The sequence below is a fragment of the Syntrophaceae bacterium genome (genome assembly GCA_013177825.1).
Lineage (GTDB): Bacteria > Desulfobacterota > Syntrophia > Syntrophales > PHBD01 > PHBD01.
Genome location: JABLXX010000008.1, coordinates 186,459 through 209,703, shown reverse-complemented (window position 1 = coordinate 209,703; position 23,245 = coordinate 186,459). Strand labels below are relative to the sequence as shown.

The following is a 23,245-nucleotide window of genomic DNA, read 5'->3' as shown; positions in this document are numbered from 1 at the left end:
GCCACGGCTACGTCAAGGGGCCCGCCGTGGAGCGCCTGTACCGGGACGCCCGCTTCGCCGAGCTCGCCTACGGCACCTCGGAGATGCAGCGCGCCTTCATCGCCCGGGACAGCCTGAACCGCTACAAGCCTGCCTGAAAAAAGCAGGAAGCGATTCACGCATCGCTTAAATCCGGGAACAAACAGGCGGATGGTTTTTCTTCCCTCCTTTTCCGTCCGCCTGTTCCCGGACCCCCCCCGGAGGGTCGCCGGCACGGAATGGCCCGGGGAAAATGTAAGACAGAGGAAAGAGAGAAACGTTTCTGGAATGAGAAGGGCAGCAGAAGGGAAACTGAACGATCGGATTTTTATTACGGGACATACGGTTTATCCGGGTTACATCGTCAAAGGGAGCAAGCGGAGCGTCATGATCGAAGCGGGATTGAACATCCTGGGGCCTTCCTATCTCCGCCAGGCGTCTGAGTTTCTCGGTAGCCCGGACTCCCTGGACAGCCTCTTCGTCACCCATGGCCACTACGAGCACATGGGAGCCCTGCCGTTTCTGAAACGGTCGATTCCCGGACTGGAGCTCAGGGCGCATGAATCGACGGGGCGCCTGCTGGAGAATGAGAAAACCCTGAAGGTAATGAACTTCCTGAGCGACCAGACCGCGCAATACTTCGACGACATCGAAGTGAAAGACGAGGGTGTCGAAGAAACTCGGATCGGCCCCGTGGAGTTTGCCGATCCGCTCCGGGAAGGGGATGCGGTCGATCTGGGGGACTGCACCTGCGAAGTCTTCTCCACGCCCGGCCACACCCGGGACCACCTCTCGTATTTTCTCAGGGAACAAGGTATCCTCTTTCCCGGAGAGGCTCTGGGAAATCCGATCATGGAACGGGAAGACCTCAACAAAGTCGAGTTCCTGACATCGTTTCCGGATTACGTGAGCTCCATCGAAAAACTGAGGTCGCTCGGTTCCTCCGTGAAGGTGATCGCCATGTCCCATCTCTATTATTACACCGATGATGACGTGCCGCGCTTCATGGACATGGCCCTCCGGGACGCCCACGCCTACCGGGACCTGATCGACTCGTACCTGGACATGGAAAACGGCGATATCGAACGGGCGGCCGCAACGATGGCGCGGGTCGAATACGACGAGAAGAAATCCGTCTACCAGGAGAGAAACGCCTACGTGACGAACCTGACGGCGCAAGTGAAGGCCGTCGCGGCCATGAGGGAAAGGATCGACAACTGATCGGATGGCTCGCTTCCGGGAAGCGTTGCCCGAGGACGATCCGGTGTTCATTGTGACCCGATTCAGCAACGGATGGAAGAATTGAAGGAACGACATGGACGTCGATAGAGAAAAGCTGAAGGCCGCCTGGGAGGAGTTTGTTTCCACCGGCACCGTGAGAGGCGGAGTCGTCAGGGACGAGATCCTCCGGTCATGGCAGAGATGCAGGGCGGATGGGCTCGATCCCCGGTCCGGGACGGTGCCGAGCCGTCTCACGGAAGCGGAAAAGAAGAATACCCTGAGGGAAAACAGAGTCCTGATCGAAGCGGCCCGACCCTTCCTGGAGGGTCTTTCCAGGCTCATCAGCGGGCTTCAGATGGTCCTCTTCCTCACCGACCGCAACGGGTTTATCCTGGATGCCATCGGAGAGGGGGAAATCTGGGAATACTGCCGGCAGAACAATGCCGTGGCCGGCAACTGCTTCAGCGAAGCGAATTTCGGGACGACCGCGCCCAGCCTGGCCTTGAAGCTGGGAACGCCCTATCAGATCGTTGCCGAGGAACACTATCTCCAGGTGATTCACCTGGCAAGCTGCGCGGCGGCTCCGATCCACGACAAGCATAACAACGTAATCGGAACCCTGGACATTACATCGACCTATGAGTCCGCCCAGAAGCATCCGCATACGTTCGGGATGATCGTCGCCGCGGCCAGGGCCATCGAGAATCAACTGCGTGTGACAGAGGAACTGCGGGCCCTGGAGATTGCCTCGCATTACCTGAGGTCCGCCATGGAGACCATGGTGGATGGTCTCATCATCCTCGACGAGAAGGGCGATATCACGCATATCAACCGGGCGGCGGAAAAAATCCTGGCCGTTCGTTCCGGAGAGGCACGCGGAAAGAACATCCGCGGGATCCTGAACAGCACGGAAATACTCGCGGCCGTCGCAACGAACCGGCCGCTCGATGATCACGAGATATTCCTGGGGAAGCCGGACAGGCGGGAACGGTGTCTCCTGACCCTGAATCCGATTGTCGGTCCGGATTCCAGGAATGTCGGAAGCCTGATCGTCCTGAGGGAATTCAAAAAGATCCAGAGCCTGGTGAAGCAGGTTGCCGGGTTTGACGCCCGGTACCGGTTTCCCGATATCCGGGGGACGGGCAGGGGCATCCGGAAAACCATCGCCCTTGCGAAACGTGTTGCGGAGACCGGGTCCAATGTTGTGATCTGCGGCGAGTCCGGCACCGGAAAGGAAATGCTGGCGCAGAGCATTCACAACCATGGGCCGCGCGCCACGGGCCCCTTCCTCGGCCTGAACTGTTCCGCCATTCCCAACGATCTCATCGAAAGCGAGCTGTTCGGGTATGAAGCCGGCACGTTCACGGGAGCCCTCGCCTCGGGTAAGCCGGGCCGATTCGAACTTGCCAATGGGGGGACCCTGTTTCTCGACGAGGTCAACGGCATGTCCCTGGACATGCAGGCGAAACTCCTGAGAGTCCTGGAAGAGAGGAAATTCCTGCGGCTGGGCGGGAAGCATTGCATCCCCCTGGAGGCCACGATCATCGCCGCATCGAACCGGTCCCTCGAGGAGGAGGTCGAGAACGGCAATTTCAGAAGCGATCTGTACTACCGGCTGAACGTCGTCGAGATCGTCATTCCTCCTCTGTACGAGCGGAAGGAGGATATCGAGATCCTGATCGGATACTTCATGGAGGAAATCGGCAACCGGCTGAAGAAGGACGTGACGGAGATCACCCCGGAAGCGATGGAATACCTGAAGAACCAGCCCTGGCCGGGAAATGTGAGGCAGCTGAAAAACTGGATCGAGCGGGCGATCACCCTCTCGGAAGGAAGCGTTCTTTCCCTGGAGGATTTTTCCCGGGAACATGATGGCGGAAGGGCTGTTCGGATGAAAAAATCAGAACCGGTCCACAAACAAAAAATGTATTCCATCCGTTTGACGGACGTTGAAAATTCCATGATCCGAACCGCCCTGGAAGAAAGCGAAGGAAACGTTTCGGGAGCGGCCAGGAAACTCGGAATATCCCGGGACACGCTATATCGAAAAATGAAGAAGTACGAAATGGCCGTTCTGAAGTCTGTCGAGTGACCGGACACCTGTCTTACGTTAAGGCACCTGTATTGTCCTGATGCAGGTGCCTTGCCGCCTCTGCTTCCCTTTTTCAGGTTACCAGCCCCTCGATCCCTCTCCGGAAGAAAGCTCTCAACCCCCTCCACAAGCCATAAATCTATAATATCACTACCGTTCATGACGGCCGGCTCCTGGCGGGATGTTAACCGGGAGAATGGCCCCGGTGTTTCCGCGCGCTCGGCACGGTCGGTGCAATGAGGGTTGCATTCCGATCGGGCGGCCGCCGCGGAATGTTGTGGAAGAAAAACAGGAGAGGGGAGAATCCGCATGAGCCAGATCTTCAGAAACGTCCCTTTGCACAACATGGATTTCCAGTGGTGGAATCCGACCCGGATCATCTTCGGCAACGGCAAGGTCCGCGACCTGGCCGACGATCTTGGCCTGGACTGGCAGTTTGAGGGCAGGAGCCGTGCCTGTGTCGTCACGGATCAGGGCGTCAAGGGAGCGGGGCTCCTGGACTACCTGCTGGATGCCCTGAAAGGAAGCGCGATCGAAGTGGCGGCCGTTTTCGACCGGGTGCTGGAAGAGGCGGACCGGGAGCAGGTGTATGAGATTGCAAAGGTCGCTGCGGACGCCGGGGCGGATTTCTGGATTGCCCTCGGCGGCGGATCGGTGATGGATGCCTGCAAGGCCGCCGCCGTTCTCGAATCGAACGGCGGTGAGCTGGAGGATTATGTCGGCCTGTACCTGGTCCCGGCGGAGACGAAACCGATCATCTGCATCCCCACCACCGCCGGCACCGGGTCGGAGGTGACCTGGGGGGCCGTCGTGATGGATCGGGCGCAGAAGAAGAAGCTGATCATCGGCGACTACAAGTTCATCCCCAAGCTTGCGGTGCTGGACCCGGAACTGACGAAGAGCCTGCCCCGGCATCTCGTGGCGGCCACGGCCCTGGACGCCCTGACCCATTCCATCGGGGCGCTGGCGTCCGGGGACCGGCAGGACCTGTCCAATGCCATTGCCTTCCGGGCGGTCGAGATGATCGCGGACAACATCGAGGAGGCCTGGCACACGAACGGGGAGAACCTCGATGTCCGATCCAAGATGCTCATTGCCTCCTGCATGTCGGGCATTGCCTTCCAGACCGCCCTTCCGGGGGCGGACCACGGGATCGGCCACACGGCCGGCGCCCTGCATCATCTCCATCACGGACTGGCCGTGGCGATCGCCAACCTCTACGTCATGGAATTCAACATGAAGGAGGTGCCGCACGTCTATGCCACGGTGGCGCGGGCCCTGGGCGTGAAGGACGACGGTCTGTCGGATGAAGCCCTGGGGATGAAAGCAATCGAGAAACTCAGGGACCTCTATGCCCGGGTCGGTGTGAAGTTCAGATACAAGGACTATGGGTTCCCGACGGACGTAGCGACCGTCGAGGCCCTGATCGAGCAGAGCATGGACGATGCCTGCATGGCGTTCAATCCCGTCGGCATCAGCAGGACCCCGGCCTTCGAGACCCTCGTGCGAAGGTGCATCGGGGTCTGAGGAGGCATTCCGGGAAGAGGAACCCGTCCGCATCTCCATATCGGGGGACGGGGAAGACAGAGAACGAAAAATCCAAAGGAGGAGGGTCGAATGGTTACGTATTACGGGAAAGCGTGGCTCGAAGCCTGCCGGAAAAACCTGAACGAATCCGAGGAGCATTTGAAGAAGGCCGCCAAACTGAACGGGAAATTCATGTTCCGGGTCTGGGACGGACCGGACGGGAAAGACCGGGTGGCCGTATGGGACTTTGCGAACGGCAAATGCACGGGCGTCGCGTTCGAGGCGAAGCCCGCGCCGTGGAAGGAATTGAGGGAGGCCCCCTACGACGACTCCTGCGTGACGCGGTTTTCCTGTCCCTTCAACATGATGGCCAAGCTCAATCGGGGGGAGATGAGCCCGCTCAAGGCCCTGGCTTCCCCGGAATACAAGGTCGAGGGCAAGAAGACCCAGCTGTTCAAGATGATGCCGGGCCTCAATTCGTGGAACGAGCACAACGCGAAGGTCGAGTGCAACTACGCATTCTCGAAGACGGACGATGAGGGCACGGCGGCCTGAAAGGAGGTTTTGTTTCCATGAACAATCCGGCTGATACCAGCTACAGGCTGTTCATCGGCGGCGAGTGGGTCGACGGGATCGAAGGCAGGACGCTGGAGTCCCGCTGCCCGGCAAACGGGGAACTGCTGTCGACCTTCGTCGATGCCGGCGCCGAGGACGTGGACCGCGCCGTCCAGGCCGCCCGGAAGGCATACGAAAACTGGAAGGACGTCTGTGCGGCCGATCGGGCCGCCATGCTGATGGAGATCGCCGCGTTGATCGATGCACACGGCGACCACCTGGCGGAGATCGAGTCCCTCGACACCGGGAAGGCCATCCGCGAGCCTTCCTGGATCGACATCCCCTTCGGCGCGGACCAGTTCCGCTACATGGCCGGCGCCGTCCGGACCGAAGAGGGCCGGGCGGTCATGATCGACCAGACGACCCTGAGCCTCGTGCTCCGGGAGCCCATCGGCGTCGTGGGGCTCATCGTGCCCTGGAATTTCCCGTTCGCCCTGGCGACCTGGAAACTGGCGCCTGCGCTGGCGGCGGGGAACACCGTGGTGATCAAGCCGTCGTCGGAGACGTCCCTGAGCCTCCTGGAACTGACGAAGCTCATGGAGCAGGTCCTGCCGCCGGGGGTCGTTAACGTGGTCACCGGACGGGGATCGACGACGGGCGGTTCCGTCCTGACACACGAAGGCATCCGGAAGATCTCCTTCACCGGTTCCACCGAGGTCGGCCTTACCGTCGCCAGGGCTGCCGCGGACAGGATCATCCCAGCCACGCTCGAACTGGGCGGCAAGTCCGCCAACATCTTTTTCCCGGACTGCAACTGGAAGAAGGCGGTCGAGGGCGCGGCCCTGGGGATCCTTTTCAACGTCGGACAAGTCTGCTGCGCGGGATCGCGTGTCTTTGTGCATGAAGACATCTACGACCGCTTCCTGGCGGATTGCGTGGAGGCTTTCGAAAACGTCATTCTCGGCATGCCCTGGGACATCGGAACGCAGATGGGGTGTCTCGCCAACGAGGCTCAACTGAAGAAGGTCCTGGAGTATGTGCAAATCGGCAGGAAGGAGGGAGCGAACGTTGCCTGCGGCGGTTACCGCGTTACGGACGGGGATTTTGCGAAGGGATTTTTCGTGAAGCCGACGATCCTGGCCGACGTGGACAACGGTATGCGCGTCGCCCGGGAGGAGATCTTCGGGCCGGTGGTCTGCTTCATCAAGTTCAAGACGGAAGAAGATGTGATCCGGATGGCCAACGAGAGTATCTACGGACTGACAGGCGGCGTCTGGACCCAGGACATTAACCGGGCCCTCCGCGTGTCCAGGGCCGTCGAGACGGGGCGCATGTGGGTGAACTGCTACAACCTGCTGCCGGCCCACGCTCCCTTCGGGGGCTACAAGCAGTCGGGCATCGGGCGCGAAAACCACATCATGGTTCTCGATGCGTACTCCCAGCAGAAAAACATCATGATCAGCCTCAGCGAGGAGTTGATGGGGGCGTATTGACGCCCGGACATCGTTTCCCGATGCCATGGGGTATGAGGTTCGCGAAGGCGATCCGGATGGAACAAAACCAGTTTCAACAGACAAGGAGCAGGAAACGTGAATATCGCAACGTATTTCAGAATGAGAGCGCGGGAATTCGGCAGCAATCCGGTGGCCATCGACGGCAACCGGAAAACAACCTATGATCAGTTGGAAGAGATATCCAATAAGATCGCGAACGGACTGAAGGAAGCGGGAATCAGGCCGGGGGAGCGAGGGATTATCTATCTCCCCAATTGCACCGAATATTTTTATTTCCTGTACGGCGCCTTGAAGGCCGGAATCGTACCCATTCCGTTGAACTATCGATTCCAGAAGGAAGAGCTCCGGTATGTCCTGAAGGATTCGGGCGCGGTCGCCGTCTTCACCTTGAGCCAGCACGCTGCCGTCATGAGCGAATTGCAGAAGGAGGAAGGCTGCATCCGGCAGATCGTCATCGCCGACGGGGACGACCCCAAACCGGGAATGGTCCTCCTGAAGGACATCCTGGCCCGATATCCCGGAGAGACCGAGATCCACCCGGCCCTGGACGACGATCTGGCCATGATCATGTACACCAGCGGGACGACGGGACGTCCCAAGGGCGTCCGGCAGACCCACCGCAACAACATCGTCAGCGCGGAAGGATTTGCCTATACCCAGCGGATCACGTCGACCGACCGGTTTTTCTGCATCGCACCGCTGTTCCATGTCGGAGGCACGATCGCTTCACTGGCGGCGATTCTTACAGGCGGAGCCGTCGTGTTTACGCCGGGTGGATGGAGTCCGACGGGATTCCTGGAGACCGTGGAGAAGAACAAGGTGACCTGGGCATTCCTCGTGGGTCTGATGGGTGCCCAATTGGCCACGGTTGAAAACCTGGAAACGTATGACCTGAGCTCCCTGCACCATGTTGCATTCGGAGGATCGCCGATTCCGGCAGCGATGTATGCGAAGTTTGAAAGCAAATTCGAAGTCAGAACACTGGAGCTTTACGGACGGACGGAGCATGTCGGTTCATCGATCAACTATGACTCCAATGACACAAGGGTGCCCGGATCCGTCGGGAAGCTCCTGAGTCAGATCATGAAGGGCAAACTGGTCGATTCGGAAGGGAAGGAAGTCCCTCCGGGGCAGCCGGGAGAGCTGGTGGTCATCGGCGACAACATCACCCCCGGCTACTGGAACAAGCCGGAAGACACCGAGAAGCTTTTCACATCCGACGGCTGGCAGCATACGGGAGACGTTTTCGTTCAGGACGAGAACGGTTATCTCTTCTTCAAGGAGAGAGTGGACGACATGATCATCAGCGGCGGCGAGAATATTTATCCCGGCGAGATCATTCCCGTGCTGGCAGGCCATCCCAAGGTGGCGGAGGCCTTTGTCCTCGGAATTCCGCATGACGACTGGGGGCAACAGGTGGCCGCCGTGATCGTGAAGAAGGATCCGAGCCTGACGGAGCAGGAGATCTTTGATTATTGCAGCAGCCGGAAGGATTTGAGCGGCTACAAGAAACCGCGGGTGATCAAATTTGTGGAGACGATGCCGAAGAATGCTGCCATGAAGATTGACAAAGGGGTTCTGGTACAGCTCTTCAAGAAATAAGTTCAGCCTGAGGCCTTGTGATCCGGGAGCTTCCGGATCACAAGGCCCGGACAATGCAGATGCGTGCTCTTGAGAAATGTGCAACGCTCCGGTTCAGCGGCGGCGATCAGCCGACCGCTGGAACCGGTTGTTCGATGGCCGCTTTCCGCCGCCCCGTCCGAAGCCCACGAAGACGTTTCTGCTAGGCTCGGGCAAGGTCGAAACGGTCAAGGTTCATGACTTTGTTCCACGCCGCGACAAAGTCGTGCAGGAACTTCTCCCGGGAGTCCTCCCATCCGTAGACTTCCGCCAGGGCCCGGAGTTGGGAGTTCGAACCGAAGATCAGGTCGACACGGGTGGCGGTCCACTTGAGTTCGCCCGTTCGGCGATCGCGACCCTCAAACACGTCATCGTCTTCTGCGGTTGCCTTCCACGTCGTGCCCATGTCGAGCAGGTTCACGAAGAAGTCGTTGGTGAGCGTCTCCGGCCGCCTGGTGAATACACCGTGCCGGGACTGTCCGAAATTGGCATCCAAGACCCGCATGCCGCCGACGAGAACCGTCATCTCGGGTGCCGTCAGCGTGAGCAGTTGCGCCTTGTCAACCAGCAACTCTCCCGCCGATACGCTGTATTTGGCCTTGAGGTAGTTTCGGAAACCGTCCGCCTTCGGCTCGAGCACGGCGAACGAGGCCGCATCGGTTTGCTCCTGCGAGGCGTCCATCCGCCCCGGCGTGAAGGGAACCTTCACCTTGTGACCGGCATTCTTCGCGGCCCGCTCGACGCCCGCGCAGCCGGCCAGCACGATCAAGTCAGCCAGCGATACCTTCTTGCCGTCTGTCTGCACGCGGTTGAACGCGTTCTGGATGCTCTCCAGGGTCTTGAGCACCTTCGCCAGCCGGGCGGGCTGGTTGATTTCCCAATCCTTCTGCGGCGCCAGACGGATGCGCGCCCCGTTTGCCCCACCGCGCTTGTCGGAGCCACGGAAGGTGGATGCAGACGCCCAGGCGGTTGAAACCAGCTCCGACACGGACAGGCCGGAAGCCAGGATTTTGCGCTTGAGGGAGGTGATTTCCCGTCCACCGATCAGTTTATGATTGACGGCGGGGATGGGGTCCTGCCAGATCAGTTCCTCTGCCGGGACCTCCGGGCCGAGGTAGCGCGAGCGGGGGCCCATGTCGCGGTGGGTCAGCTTGAACCACGCGCGGGCAAAGGCGTCGGCGAATTTCTGGGGATTCTTCAGGTAGTCCCGCGCGATGGGCTCGTAGACAGGATCGAAGCGAAGGGAGAGGTCCGCCGTGGTCATCATCGGCCGGTTCTTTTTGGACGGATCATGGGCGTCGACGATCATGTCCCTCTCATTTACATCCTTGGCCAGCCACTGATGAGCACCGGCCGGACTCTTGACCAGTTCCCACTCGTACTGGAACAGCACCCTCAGATAGCCAAGGTCCCATTTGGTCGGGTTCGGCTTCCAGGCGCCCTCGATGCCGCTCGAGATCGTATCGCCGCCTTTGCCGGTGCCAAAGCTGCTCTTCCAGCCGAGGCCCTGCTCTTCGATGGAGGCGGCTTCGGGCTCGGGTCCCACGTGGGTCGCCGGACCGGCGCCATGGCACTTGCCGAAAGTGTGACCCCCGGCGACAAGCGCGACGGTTTCTTCGTCGTTCATGGCCATGCGCGCAAAGGTTTCCCGGACGTCACGTCCGGAGGCGACCGGATCCGGGTTACCGTCCGGGCCTTCCGGGTTTACATAGATCAGGCCCATCTGCACGGCCGCCAGGGGGTTTTCCAACTCCCGCTCACCGGCATAACGGCTTTTGGGTTTGTCGCTCGTCGCCAGCCATTCCTCTTCGGAGCCCCAGTAGACGTCTTCTTCCGGCTCCCAGATGTCCTCACGTCCGCCGGCGAAGCCGAAGGTCTTGAATCCCATCGACTCCAGGGCGCAGTTGCCGGCGAGGATCATCAGGTCGGCCCAGGAGATTTTCCGGCCGTACTTCTGCTTGATCGGCCAGAGGAGCCGGCGCGCCTTGTCGAGGTTGACATTGTCCGGCCAACTGTTGAGAGGAGCAAAACGCTGGTTGCCGCGCCCGCCGCCGCCGCGGCCGTCGCCCATCCGATAGGTGCCGGCGCTGTGCCATGCCATCCGGATGAAGAGCCCCCCATAGTGGCCCCAATCGGCGGGCCACCAGTCCTGCGAGTCGGTCATCAGTCCATAGAGGTCCTTCTTCAAGGCTGCAAGATCGAGCTTCTTGAATTCCTCCGCGTAGTTGAAAGACGGATCCATCGGGTTGCTTTTCTTGTCGTGTTGATGAAGTATCTTGAGGTTCAACTGGTTCGGCCACCAGTCGCGGTTTGTCGTGCCTCTGCCGGCCATGGGGTTGCGTCCGTTTCCCGCTGACGGGGACTTGCTGTTTTCACTCATCCTATTTTCTCCTTTCGTTTTATTTGTCTCAATAGGTTTAAAGGGTTGTTGAATCGGAAGCGACAAAATCAGGAATGATTCCTGATCAAAAGGAAAAAATTTTTGACTGCCCTCAGGAACGGCGCTTGCGCGGTTTTCCTTCGGGAGAAGCACTGTCCTGGTCTTTGCTGCAGTCCTCACAAAATCCGTAATATTCAGAGCGGTTACCCGTGATAACGAAACCCGTCGTCTTTGCCACCTCCGTCCGGTTGACGGAAATGGGGGGCTTGTAATCGATGATCTTTCCGCATCGGTCGCAGATGAGATTGATGTGCTCGTCCAGATTGACTTCGCACCGGTTTTCCCTTCCGTCAAACTCGAGTGCCTTGATGATGTCGTGCCGATTGAACTCGTTGATCGTGGCGTATGTAGTCGAAAGGCTCAGGCTTCCGTGCTTTTTCCTGGCCTCGCTGTAAATGAAGGACGCGCCGGGATGAAGATGCCCCTGCTCAACCAGCACGTCGATGATGGCCAGTCTCGGATTTGTGATGCTGAGGCCTTTCTCCTTCAACCGTTGAATGATCGTTTCTTTTTCCATTGTCCTTAATTCGGAACCATTCCTGATTGCCTTCTGGCAGAGCATCCATCTCTTGTCAAGATTTTTTCCGTCGAAGTCGGACGGCGACGGTCGATGGGGGTAATGATGGCATTGCGGGATCCATCTTTTTCAATGGCTGATTTCTGTTTCCGGATCGTATGAGAGGTGAGCGATGGCGTCTTTGTGTCGGAGAGCCATGACTGTGACCGGCAAGGATGAGTGTTTGTCGGTGAAGAAAAACGTCCGGCTTCAGAAAGTCATGTCGTTTGGACGTCTTTTCTGTAGTCACAAACGAGACTCTGTCCCGCGGTGATTATTTCTTCCGCAGGGCGTCGATCCCCCCGATCAGGAAATCGACTACTTCCTCGCTCGCTTCGTCCAGCTCGTCCGTGCGGTCCTGCCAGATGATGAACTGGTATGCGATCCGCTCGTACATCCCGCCGATGCAGGTGGCGATGATCTCGGAGGACAGGTCGCTGCGGAAGCGGAAGCCGCTCTTCTCCTTGAGCGTCTCGACGGCGCCCTGCAGGTCGTTGATCAGCTGCTTGTGCATCTTCTCCCGGTGCGCCTCGAGGAGCGGGCTCTTCCCCACCGACTCCCGGTACAGGATGATGATCTTCTCCGGGTACTGCTGGCAAAATTCCGTCATGAAGGCGATGCCAGATTTCCTCATACCTTCGTAGGGGTCTTCGGAGGCCCGGAAGTTGTCGCCGACGATCTTGCGGATCTCGTAGGCGATCTCGTCCATCAGGTGAGCCAGGATCTCCTCCTTGCTCTTGAAGTTGATGTAAACGGTGCCGATGGACACCTCGGCCTCGTCGGCGATGCGCTCCATGCTGGCCTGCCGGTAGCCTTCCGAGGCAAACAGGGCCATCGCCGCCTTCAGAATGGCGTCGCGCCGGCCCTCCTTCTCCCGCTGCCTTCTCTGTCCGGCCCTGGACAGGATGCCCGGTTTTTTTGTTTTCATGTTCCCTGTTTCCTTTTTTATCGAAGCCCGCGCTCCGCTGCCATGCGCTCCATGACGCCCTCGATCGTGGGGGGGGGCTCCTTCCGGTCCTGAAGCTCCGCGAGCGAGAGAGCGCCGGCGGGGCATTTGCTCACGCAAAGTCCGCACCCGATGCAGCGCTTTTCGTTGAGTTCGGGGACATCCTCGCCGGATCCGATGGCATCCATGGGGCAGATCCCGATGCAGGCATCGCAGCCGACACAGGCGTTTTGATCCATGACCGCGCGATAGTAAGACAATATGTACCGGGCCGGGCTCCTCAGGCCCTTGATGTTCTTCAGCATGGGGCAGCAGCAGGTGCAGCAGCAGCAAAGGGTCTCCAGCTTGCGGGCGTTGCTGCAGGTGAGCACCAGGCCGTTCTCCTCCGCGACATCCAGCACCCGCAGCGCCTCCTCCACGCCAATGGGCCGACCGTAGCCGTTGTCGATGTAGAAGCGGGCAAAATGGCCGAACATCATGCAGACCTCCTGCGGCTTGTCGCACGGCTGACCGAGCATATGCCGCTCCTGCTTGCAGATACAGGGGCTCAGGGAGATCAGCTCCTCCCCCCGGACGATCTCGCGAATCCGGTTGTAGGGGGTGACGCTCGAGGTTTCCTGCAGGGAGGACTCGACGGGGATGACGCGGTGCTGGCCGGTCAGCCTGGCTTGCGACAGCGCAAGATACGGAAGGTATTCTTCATAGAGCTCGCAGAATTCCCGGTCCAGGCGGTTGACCTGGAATTCGTAGAGCCCGATGGCGAACTGGTAGGCCTGGTACAGGCGCCGATCATCGCGATATGTCTTGAAGATCAACCCTTTCCGGGACAGCTCCTCCAGCCTGGCTTCAGCCTCGGCTTCATCGGTCCCGATGCGAAGGGCGATGTCCGCCGCCGGCTCCGGGGTGTCCTTCAGGTTCATGACGAATTCCGCGTCTGCCGGGGTGAACATCTTCTTCAGTATCCTGATCTCGGTGCCGCTGGGCGTCTCGGGAAACCCGGCGGGCAGGGCATCCAGAAAGCGCCTCAGCCTGGCGTATACGTCGCTGCTCATCGCTCCATCCCTCAAATATGCAAACTATAATGGATCATTCACAAATCGACGGCAATATAGAGAGACCCTCCCGCCGCGTCAATCGAATTATCAACCCGGGACGAACGAAAATATCCATCTGCCGGCAGGTCAAGTCATGTGTGGCAGAGGTTTTGATAAAGGGAGCCTCTCGTTGACATGAAATCAAATACAATTATTAGAATCCAATTACAATAATAACTTGACATTTAATTTGGGAATATGATTGTATCCTCCCAAGATGTCGGGGAAAGATAACCATTGTAAACCATGCAGTTTTACTTGATTTTTCAAGCCCACCCAAGCCGCTGTGAAACAGCGTCTCCAACGGCTGCTCCGGCAGAATCAATCACTATTCATTACAAAGAGATAGCTCACGATAAGCATGTGATACCCGTCGCTTGCGGATAAGGCGACGGGGCAGATGCGGTGAGTCGATCCTCGCGCCTGTCGGTCTGAACGGAAAATGGAGGTTTTTTTTCATGCCGAACCAAGCGGAACCCGTTGATCTTGAGATTATCCAGGAAGACGGCGCCCCGGCCCGATTGAAGAAAGTTGCGTCCCCCGTCATGAGGACGCAAGTGTGCGTCAACTGCGGCGCCTGCCTCCGGGCTTGTCCCACCGGGGCGATTCATGAGCTCCAGCGGCAGATATGCAGGCTCTGCCCAGACTGTGCCGACAGCCCCGTCATGTTCCCGCGGGACATGGAGGAGTTGACGGCGGAGTCTTGCGCCGGGGCCTGTCCCATCGGACACTTCCCGGAGGGCTACGTCAACATGGTCGCCGACGGGGAATTCGAGAAGGCGTGGAGGCTGATTGCATCCGTGAATCCCATGCCCTCCGTTCTGGGGCGGATCTGCTCGCGTCCCTGCGAGGAGGCCTGCAAGCGGGGAAAACTGATTGAAGCCGCCCTGCCCATCCGGGCCATGAAGCGGCTGGTGTCGGACATGGCCCATGAAAAGGGCTGGGTGGAGAAGGGACGCTACCCCCGGAAATACGACGAGCGAATCGCCGTGGTCGGTGCCGGGCCGGCGGGCATGGCGGCGGCGCACTACCTGGCCGTGGCGGGCTATGAAGTCGTGGTGTACGACGCCTCGCCGAGCTTCGGGGGCATGCTCACCCGGACGGTGCCGTCGTTCCGGCTGCCTGCGGACGTGATCGAGCGGGATTTCAGCACCATCATCGGCAGGGGAATCACCTTCCGGCCGAACGTCGAGGTCGGGAAGAGCCCTTCCATCGCCGACCTTCTCGGCCGAGAGTTCGACGCGGTCCTCGTGGCCTCGGGCGCCCCCAGGGGATCCAGGCTCTCGCTTCCCGGCGCCGGGTTCATGGGCGTTTTCAGCGCCGTCGATTTCCTGACCTCCGTCAAGGCCGGAATTCCCATCCGGGTTGGAGAAAAGGCGCTGGTCATCGGCGGCGGCAGCGTCGCCACCGACGTGGCCCGAACGCTGCTCCGGCTGGGGGCGACGGAAGTCTCCCTCGCCTGCATCGAAGGGGAGTGCGAAATGCCGGCCATGAGCTGGGAGGTCGAGGAAGCCCGGAGCGAAGGCGTGACGTTCATCCATTCCGCCCTGCCGGTCCGGATCGGCGGCGACTGGCAGAAGGTCCAGTGGGTGGAGATGGACCCGGTCACCCGGTTTTCCATCGGCGAGAATGGAATCAAGTGCGACACCGATTGCGCCGGACGGTTTCTCCTCGATGCCGACACGGTCGTCTTTGCCGTCGGACAGAAGACGGACCGGGGCGTTTTCGAAAACACGCCGGGCATCGAGATCAACGGGGGAGGACGGGTCCGGATCGATCCGGACACACAGATGACCACGCTGGAGGGCGTTTTCCTCGCGGGCGACGTCGTCGAGGCGAAGGGCTCCGTTATCGAAGCCGTGGCCTCGGCACGCCGGGCCGCCGCTTCCATCGATGCCTGGCTGAGAGGGCGGGCTGCTCCTGTCGGAAAAGAGAAACCGCCCCTGGGTGCGCCCCTGGAAGAAAAGATCTTTCCCGTGCGGCTGGAGAAGCTGAGCGTCGCCGGTATTCCCTCCCTGATGCCGGACGATGCCGTGACCTGCTTTGAAGAGGTGGAGGGTGTCCTGGATGTCGCCGAGGCCCGGGAGGACGCGCGGAGATGCATGAAATGCGGTTACGTCGATGTGGACCATGAGCTCTGCATCGGGTGCGGAACCTGTGCCTCGGTATGCCCGAGGGGCGACGTGATCCGGCTGGAGGCGCCGCAGACCGGGGAGAAAGCGCTGCCGGGCGAGGAGGAGGTGCGGTCATGAAGACATGGGACGTCATCGTGGTTGGAGCGGGACCGGGCGGCAGCACGACCGCCGCCAGGCTGGCCATGGCGGGTTGCGACGTGCTCCTGGTGGACAAGGAGCGGTTCCCCCGGGAGAAGCCCTGCTCGGACATCTACGGGCGTTACGGCGCCGACACGTACAAGGAGATCGGCGCTTACGACGAGCTCAAGGAGAAGGGATTCCTGTTCCCGGACCTGGCGCTCACCTCCCCGGACTACACGGAAATCCGCGGCCCGAACATCCTCAGCCTCACCTGTCCCCGCCGGATCGGCGACAACATCCTCAAGGAGACGGCCGCCCGCCGGGGGGCCAGGGTCCTGGAGGAGTTCTGGGTCAACGACCTGATGATGGACCGCGGGCGGGTGGTCGGCGTCAAGGCCAAGTACGAAGGCAAATTCGTCGAGTACCCGGCCCGGATCGTCATCGGAGCCGACGGCAGCCACAGCTGGGTGGCGAAGCGCCTGGGGCTGTTCCGGGACGATTACGACGAGGTTTTCCTGGCCGGCCGGGCCTATTTCGCGGACTGCGACCCTCCCCTCCGGACCATGGAGGTGCACTACGATCCCTATTTCTTCCCGGGATTTGTCTGCCTGAGCCCGCATCCCGGTTACGGGGACGTGGTCAATGTGGGAATCGGCTACCAGATGACGCCGTACGTCCGGGCAAAGGAGGATGTCGAGCAGCTGACGTGGAAGTTCATCGAGACAAGCCCCTTCGGGGAGAAGCTGCGCAAGGCCCGGCAGGTCAGCGACTGGATGGGGTGGCGCGTCCCGAGCGCGGGGCAGATCGGGAAAACCTATGCTGCCGGCGCGATGCTCATCGGCGATGCCGGAAGCTTCGTCGATCCGTTCATCCTCGAGGGCGTCGCCAACAGCGTGCGGAGCGGCGGCTTTGCCGTGCAGACGGCCCTGGAGGCGCTGGAGAAGGGCGACTTCTCCGAGTCCTTCCTGTCGGCATACCAGAAGCGCTGGGAGGAGAAGATGAAGCCTCGTCTCGATGCTCTGCAGCAGATGGCCCTGGTCGCCCGGAACGCCGAGCTCCTCAACGCGACCTTCCATGGCCTGAAGGCCAATCCGGGGGCCCTGAAGAAGATGTTCGGCTGAAGGCTCCGCCGCGGCGAAGAGATTGTTTCTTTGGATGCCCGGAACGCCGGAATCCCGTGCCCGACCAGGGAATGCCTCCCGTGAAGGAGCGGGGATCCGGCTCCGCGTGTCCCATTCATAACGAGAGAAAGGAAATCGGTTTGTCATGCGAGAGTGCGTCATCATCGATGGAGTGAGGTCGGCCAACGTCCGTGCCCACAAGGACAAGGGGTGGTTCCGGAACCTGATGCCCGACGAGATCCTGACCAGGGTTTACGATGCCCTGTTCGTCCGGAATCCGAAGGTCAGGCCCGAGGATATCGACTGCGTCTGCTGCGGCTGCTCCCATCCCACGGACATCCAGTTCGACATCGGCCGGCTGGCCTGGCTGGCGGGGGGATTTCCCGAACAGACGGCCACCTATACCCTGACCCAGATGTGCCCCTCCGGGATGGCCGTGACGGAAAACGCCGCCCGGGCGATCATGTGCGGGGAAGGCGACATCTACATCGCCTCCGGGGCGGAGGACATGCTGAAGGTACCGCAGTCCACGAACTGCATCCCCCCGGCGCGGGTCATGAAGAAGTACGGCGTGGAAGGCCTCAACATGGGCTTCACCGCGGAGAAGGTGGCTGCCATGTGGAAGGTGTCCCGGAAGGACCAGGAGAACATGGCCCTCTGGAGCCACCGGAGAGCCCATGCCGCCACGGAAGCCGGAAAATTCAAGGGCGAGATCGTTCCCATCGAGGGGGTCGACGAGGCGGGCAAGCCGTTCCTGGTCGACCGGGACCAGTGGATCCGCCCGGACGTGTCCCTGGAGGAGATGGCGGGCATGAAGACCCCCTTCCGGACCGACGGCGTGGTGACGGCGGCGACGTCCTCTCCCCTGAGCAGCGGGGCCTGCGCGCTCCTCCTCATGAGCCGGGACAAGGCGGACGAGCTGGGGCTCGACTACCACGTGAAGTACGCCGGCGGGGCCATGGCAGGGTGCGACCCCTCGATCATGGGGATCGGCCCGATCTACGCTGTGCCGAAGCTCCTGAAGCAGGCGGGGCTCGCGGCAAAGACATCGATCTCTGGGAGCTGAACGAGGCCTTCGCCAGCCAGTCCCTGGCGGTGATCCGGGAGCTGGGCCTGGGGGAAAACGCCCCCTTCGAGAACGTCAACGTCTGGGGCGGCGCCCTGGCGCTGGGGCATCCCCAGGGCGAGTCGGGGGCGCGGATCATCGTGACCCTGAACAGCATCATGAAAAACGATTATCCGCAGGCGAAGTACGGGGTGGCCACCCTGTGCGGCGGCCTCGGCAACGCCAACGCCATCCTGCTGGAGCGGGTGGAAAAATAGCAGTCCAAAGCAGTATTCATCAACAACGGGGAGGATAGCATGTCCAGTTTGATCGTCGATTCGAGAGACCAGCGGTTCGTGCTGCACGAGATGCTGGGAGTGGAAAACATCTGCCGGGGGCGCTTCGAGAGCTTTGCCGGAGACACCTTCGACATGATCCTGACGGAGGCGGAGAAATTCGCCAAGGAGGAGATATTCCCGGTCCTGAAGGACGGCGACCACCAGGGCTGCCGCCTGGAGAACGGGCAGGTCTACGGTCCGGAGGCGTTCCGGAAGGGCTACAGGCTGTTCTGCGAGGGCGGCTGGAACGCCATGATGAACCACCAGGAGCACGGCGGCCAGGGGTTTCCCATGGTCCTGTACCTGGCCTGCGCGGACTGGTTCTTCCACAACTTCGCCTTCACCATGTACCCGGGCCTGACCAGCGGCGCGGCGGAGCTGATCGAGAGCTACGGCACGGAGGAGCAGAAGCATCGCTATCTGCCGAAAATGCTCAGCGGCGAGTGGGGGGGTACCATGTGTCTCACCGAGGCGGGGGCCGGCAGCGACGTGGGGGCGCTCACCACCAAGGCGATCCGGCAGCCCGACGGCACGTTCCTGATCCAGGGGACCAAGGTCTTCATCTCCTGCGGGGACCACGACTACGTGAGCAACATGGTCCATCCCGTCCTGGCGCGGATCGAGGGCGATCCCGAGGGGACGAAGGGCATCTCCATCTTCCTGGTTCCCAAGTTCCGGGTGAACGGCGACGGGAGCCCGGGGGTGCACAACGACCTCGGAGTCACCAAGATCGAGGAAAAGCTGGGGCTCCACGGCAGTGCCACCTGCGTGATCAACTTCGGCGACAACGGCGGATGCGTCGGCGAACTCCTCGGCAAGGAGTGCGAGGGCATGAAGATCATGTTCATGATGATGAACGGGGCGCGCATGGGCGTGGGCGTCCAGGGCCTGTCCGGGGCGTCGTTCTCCTACCTGCAGGCGCTGGAGTACGCCCGGGAGCGACTCCAGGGGACGAACCTGCTGGGCAAGAGCAACGGCAGCGTGCCGATCATCAAGCATCCCGACGTCAAGCGCATGCTTCTGTGGATGAAGTCGCACGTCGAGGCCATGCGGGCCCTCATCTACTTCTCCGGTGCCTGCCATGACCGGGGGGAACTCACCGGTGATCCTGAGGAAAAGGCCAAGTGGAACGGCCTGATGGAAGTGCTCACCCCCATCTGCAAGGCCTACTGCTCCGACATGGCCTTCCGGATCTGCGAGACGGCCATCCAGGTTTACGGCGGCTACGGCTTCTGCAGCGAGTACCCCGTGGAGCAGATTCTCCGGGACGAGAAGATCGGGTCCATCTACGAGGGGACGAACGGCATCCAGTCGCTGGACCTGGTGGGACGGAAGCTGGGCATGAAGGGCGGAGCCTATTTCATGGAGCTGATCGAGGAGATGAACAAGGTCCTGAGCCGCTACAGGGATCGCTGCCCGGACATCGTGGACGACGTTTACGGCGCCGTGGAGGTCCTCGTCAACACGGTCCTGTACTTCGGCCAGTGCGGCAAGGAGGGCAAGTTCGCGGTTCCCCTCGTCAACGCCTACCCGTTCCTGATGATGATGGGGAAGGTGGTCAGCGCCTGGTTCCTGTTCTGGCAGGCGGGCATCGCCGCGGAGAAGCTGGCGGCCATGGGCGTGGACACGGCGGACCGCAAGGCCCTGAAGGCTCGTGCGAAGGAGGACCGGGAGGCGGCCTTCTACGCCGGCAAAATCGCCGGTGCCGCCTATTTCATCAAAAACGTGCTGCCCGAGATCGAGGGCACGGTGAAGGCCATCCGGCAGGAAGACCTGTCGATCCTAGAGATTGCCGAGGAGAGCTTCGCATCCTGATTTCATCGGATGCCCCGACCAATCGCGTTCGTGGGGCGGTGGCGGGAGGCTTCCTCCCGCCGCCGGTCTTGCAGGAGGGGAAACAATCATGGATGGGAAAGGGGGACACAACATGATTTTGAGAGACCTTTTCAAGAAGCATGCGAAGGAGATTCCGAACGACGAGGCGCTGGTCTTCAAGGAGCGCAGGATCTCGTACAAGGAGTACGACGAGAGGACCGACCGGGTGGCCATGGGCCTCCTGAAGCTGGGCGTTAAGAGGGGAGACCGGATCGGGATCTACGGGCCGCTGTGGCCGGAAATCGTCATGGCCCACTTCGGGGCGACGAAGGTCGGGGCCATCGGCGTACCCCTGAGCGTCCGGACCACGCCGCCGGAGCTCAAGTTCTTCGTCAACGACTCGGAGATCTCCGTCCTGTTCATGCCGAGCGGCTTCATGGGTGCTGACTTCCTGGCGAACCTGGAGGCGGTGCGGAAGGAAATGCCGACCCTCAAACACGTGGTGTGCTTCGACAAGGAGGCGGACGGAATCCTGCTCTGGGAGAAGTTCCTGGCGGAGCCCGACGCGGCGGCGCTCAAGAAGGCGGCCGATGCCATCGAGGAGGACGATCCCGCCCTGTTCATCTACACCTCCGGGACGACGGGCGTACCCAAGGCGGCCATGCTGACCCACAGGAACCTGATTACCTATACGAATGCGCAGATCGAATGCATGGAGTATCATCGCGGCCACAGCATCGTCCTGAACCTCCCCTTCGCCCACGTCGGCGGCGCCGTCATGGGGATTACCTGCAACCTCAATGCGGGCAACAAGGTCATCATGATGGACGTCTTCAACCCCGAGGAAACCCTCCGCCTGGTCGCCGAGGAAAAGGCGACGACCCTGGGGCAGGTGCCCGCCATGTATGCCATGGAGCTCGCCCACCCCAACCTTGGCAAATACGACATCAGCACGCTGAAAATTCCCATTGTCTCCTCCCAGCCCTGCCCATCGGAGCTGATCTCGGCCTTCAAGAAGGTCGTCGGCGTCATCCCCCTCAACGCGTACGGACTGACGGAGTGCACCGCCGCCATCACCTTCACGCACCAGAATGACGGCGAGGAGAAGCTGACCTACTCCGTGGGCAAGCCCATTTCGTGCATCGAGATGGTCCTCAAGGACGATAATGGGAACATCGTTCCCCAGGGCGGCGCGGGCGAGATCTGCGTGAAGGGCCCCGTCGTCATGAAGGGCTACTGGAAGCGGCCGGAAGAGGACGCCAAGGTCTTCGACAAGGACGGCTTCCTGCACACCGGGGACATGGGCCGGTTCGAGGAGGACGGGTCGCTGGTCATCGTCGGCCGGAAAAAGGAGATGTACATCCGGGGCGGCGAAAACGTCTATCCCCCGGAGATCGAAGACGTGATATGCAAGCATCCGGACGTCATGCTGGCGGCGGTCATCGGGCGTCCCCACGAGAAGTGGGGCGAGGTCGGCCGGGCCTATGTCATGCCCAAGCCGGGAAAGAACCCGACCCCGGAGGAGATCAAGGAGTTCCTGAAGGACAAGCTCTCCAACTTCAAGCTTCCCGAGGATATCATCGTCCGTCCCATGCTGCCGCTGACGCCGCTGGGAAAGGTCAAGAAGCTCGATCTCTACCATGAGATGAAGAAGGAGCTGGGAAGAAAATAAGAACGGAGGCCGTTATGGGAAAGTACGATGCAATCATTGTCGGGGCCGGCATCGCCGGCCTCGGCGTTGGCAGTCTTCTCCAGGACAAGGGCCTGAAGACGGCGGTTTTCGAGAAGAGCAAGGTCGTCGGCGGGCGTTCGAGAACATTCGAGCTTCCCGGCGGCTGGCGGATCGACATGGGAACGCACTGTGTCGACCAGGGCATCCACTCGTCCTGCAACAAGCTGCTCCAGGTCCTGGGAAAGGAGATCCCCTGGTCCCACAACCTGGAGGGCTTCATGTTCTACGACGAAGACGGAACGTGGAAGCCCATGATGGAGTACTTGAACCTCTCGGCGGGCGAAAAGCAGGAGCTTTTGGACCTGCAGAAGTGGATCGGTTCCGCCACGGACGAGATCATCGACCACTACGACAACGTCTCGCTGACGAAGCTCCTCGAAGAGAAGGTGAAGTCTCCCCGGATCGCCGAGTTCTGCAAGACCGTCGGCATGGTCCAGACGACCCTGACGGAGTCGGACATCATCTCCGCGGGCGAGTTCATCCACATCTACCGGGACCAGATCCGCGTCTCCATCAGCCCGGACCTTCCCTTCAACGCGGTGCGGATGCCCCTGGGCGGCGTCGCGACGATGATGGCGGCCATGGAGGCGGCCTACCGCGAGAGGGGAGGAACGCTCAACCTGGGGACGCCGATCCGGAAGGTCAACGTCCGCAAGGGGGAAATGACGGAGGTTGTGACGGATGGCGGCGCGTATTCCGCGCCGATCGTCGTCATCGCCGCGCCCATCTGGAACGTGCTCCGGTTCCTTTCCATGGACGAGATGGCGCAGTTCGCCCCGGCCTGGGCGAAGCGCATGAAGGAATGCGAGTTCGAGACCAGCGCGTCCACGGGCTTCACCATCGGAACCAGGGTGCCCCTGTTCACCGACAAGTGCTACCTCTCCGCCTGGCGCGTGCCCGGCGTGGGGCTGCCACTGCAGATCCTGGGGCACACGAACTTCGACGACACGATCGCGCCCCCGGGGCACATGATCGCCTTCATCGGGGCCTGCGGCACGCCGGCGCAGATCGGGAACGCGGAGTTCCGCAAGAAGACCCTGGAACAGTTCTGGGAGGTCGTTAAAAAAATGTTTCCTAACGTGGAGCGGGACCTGGTGTGGAGGCAGGACGGCTTCACCATCGGGATCGACGGCCTGAGTCGTTCACCCGGAATGACTGGGCGGTACAGGCTTCCCGTTTTCCTTCCCGAGGTGCCGGGGCTGTATTTTGCCGGCGACTGCTACACGGGGCGGGGCGTCGGGATGAACACGGCCGCCAGCTCCGCCATGATCTGCGCCGGTGAGATCCTGGCCCGGCAGGGAAAGTAGCAGCATTCCAATTCAGGTTCATTCGGGGGCAGGGGGCCTTGCGGGCCCT

Annotated in this window: 16 protein-coding genes and 1 pseudogene; 13 read left to right on the top strand and 4 right to left on the bottom strand. The window is 61.0% G+C overall.

The window, feature by feature from the left end; translation table 11 throughout:
• The 7 genes from HPY65_16025 to HPY65_15995 all read left to right on the top strand — a co-directional run.
• Nucleotides 1-137, top strand: a 137-nt coding sequence (locus HPY65_16025; GenBank protein ID NPU85984.1) for an acyl-CoA dehydrogenase, incomplete at its 5' end; no start/stop codon positions are given.
• A gap of 169 nt (nucleotides 138-306) precedes the next feature.
• Complete coding sequence (locus HPY65_16020; GenBank protein NPU85983.1) at nucleotides 307-1,239, top strand: MBL fold metallo-hydrolase; 933 nt, start codon at nucleotides 307-309, stop codon at nucleotides 1,237-1,239.
• 94 nt (nucleotides 1,240-1,333) lie between these two features.
• The gene (locus tag HPY65_16015) at nucleotides 1,334-3,331 is read left to right on the top strand and encodes a sigma 54-interacting transcriptional regulator (protein NPU85982.1); all 1,998 of its coding nucleotides are present in this window, start codon (nucleotides 1,334-1,336) and stop codon (nucleotides 3,329-3,331) included.
• 309 nt (nucleotides 3,332-3,640) lie between these two features.
• Nucleotides 3,641-4,858 carry an iron-containing alcohol dehydrogenase gene (locus HPY65_16010; protein ID NPU85981.1) on the top strand — a complete coding sequence of 406 codons (1,218 nt, stop codon included), beginning with the start codon at nucleotides 3,641-3,643 and terminating at the stop codon, nucleotides 4,856-4,858.
• A gap of 90 nt (nucleotides 4,859-4,948) precedes the next feature.
• On the top strand, nucleotides 4,949-5,413 hold the full coding sequence (locus tag HPY65_16005) for a hypothetical protein (GenBank protein ID NPU85980.1): 465 nt from the start codon (nucleotides 4,949-4,951) through the stop codon (nucleotides 5,411-5,413).
• A 17-nt stretch (nucleotides 5,414-5,430) separates the two neighbouring features.
• Nucleotides 5,431-6,906, top strand: coding sequence for an aldehyde dehydrogenase family protein (locus tag HPY65_16000; protein ID NPU85979.1), 1,476 nt, complete (start codon nucleotides 5,431-5,433; stop codon nucleotides 6,904-6,906).
• Nucleotides 6,907-7,002: 96 nt separating this feature from the next.
• Entirely contained in the window at nucleotides 7,003-8,529 is a 1,527-nt protein-coding gene (locus HPY65_15995) for an acyl--CoA ligase (protein ID NPU85978.1), read from the top strand.
• 181 nt (nucleotides 8,530-8,710) lie between these two features.
• On the opposite strand, the gene katG is transcribed toward HPY65_15995, so the two are convergent.
• The 4 genes from katG to HPY65_15975 all read right to left on the bottom strand — a co-directional run bounded on the left by katG (nucleotide 8,711) and on the right by HPY65_15975 (nucleotide 13,541).
• Nucleotides 8,711-10,927, bottom strand: a complete 2,217-nt coding sequence (gene katG, locus HPY65_15990) for a catalase/peroxidase HPI (GenBank protein ID NPU85977.1) — start codon at nucleotides 10,925-10,927, stop codon at nucleotides 8,711-8,713.
• Between the two features lie 112 nt (nucleotides 10,928-11,039).
• Entirely contained in the window at nucleotides 11,040-11,504 is a 465-nt protein-coding gene (locus HPY65_15985; GenBank protein NPU85976.1) for a transcriptional repressor, read from the bottom strand.
• Nucleotides 11,505-11,817: 313 nt separating this feature from the next.
• Complete coding sequence (locus HPY65_15980) at nucleotides 11,818-12,471, bottom strand: TetR/AcrR family transcriptional regulator (GenBank protein NPU85975.1); 654 nt, start codon at nucleotides 12,469-12,471, stop codon at nucleotides 11,818-11,820.
• A 17-nt stretch (nucleotides 12,472-12,488) separates the two neighbouring features.
• Complete coding sequence (locus HPY65_15975) at nucleotides 12,489-13,541, bottom strand: 4Fe-4S binding protein (GenBank protein NPU85974.1); 1,053 nt, start codon at nucleotides 13,539-13,541, stop codon at nucleotides 12,489-12,491.
• Nucleotides 13,542-14,041: 500 nt separating this feature from the next.
• Between HPY65_15975 and HPY65_15970 the strand changes: the two genes are divergently transcribed.
• The 6 genes and pseudogenes from HPY65_15970 to HPY65_15945 all read left to right on the top strand — a co-directional run bounded on the left by HPY65_15970 (nucleotide 14,042) and on the right by HPY65_15945 (nucleotide 23,196).
• Complete coding sequence (locus HPY65_15970) at nucleotides 14,042-15,835, top strand: FAD-dependent oxidoreductase (protein NPU85973.1); 1,794 nt, start codon at nucleotides 14,042-14,044, stop codon at nucleotides 15,833-15,835.
• Entirely contained in the window at nucleotides 15,832-16,959 is a 1,128-nt protein-coding gene (locus HPY65_15965) for an NAD(P)/FAD-dependent oxidoreductase (protein ID NPU85972.1), read from the top strand. Before HPY65_15970 ends, HPY65_15965 begins: the two co-directional genes overlap by 4 nt.
• 145 nt (nucleotides 16,960-17,104) lie before the next feature.
• Nucleotides 17,105-18,282, top strand: a pseudogene (locus HPY65_15960) (thiolase family protein).
• A 39-nt stretch (nucleotides 18,283-18,321) separates the two neighbouring features.
• Nucleotides 18,322-20,157, top strand: a complete 1,836-nt coding sequence (locus HPY65_15955; protein NPU85971.1) for an acyl-CoA dehydrogenase — start codon at nucleotides 18,322-18,324, stop codon at nucleotides 20,155-20,157.
• 112 nt (nucleotides 20,158-20,269) lie between these two features.
• Entirely contained in the window at nucleotides 20,270-21,829 is a 1,560-nt protein-coding gene (locus HPY65_15950) for an acyl--CoA ligase (protein ID NPU85970.1), read from the top strand.
• A gap of 14 nt (nucleotides 21,830-21,843) precedes the next feature.
• Nucleotides 21,844-23,196: an NAD(P)/FAD-dependent oxidoreductase gene (locus tag HPY65_15945; GenBank protein ID NPU85969.1), complete on the top strand. Its 1,353-nt coding sequence runs from the start codon at nucleotides 21,844-21,846 to the stop codon at nucleotides 23,194-23,196.
• Nucleotides 23,197-23,245: the final 49 nt, after the last annotated feature.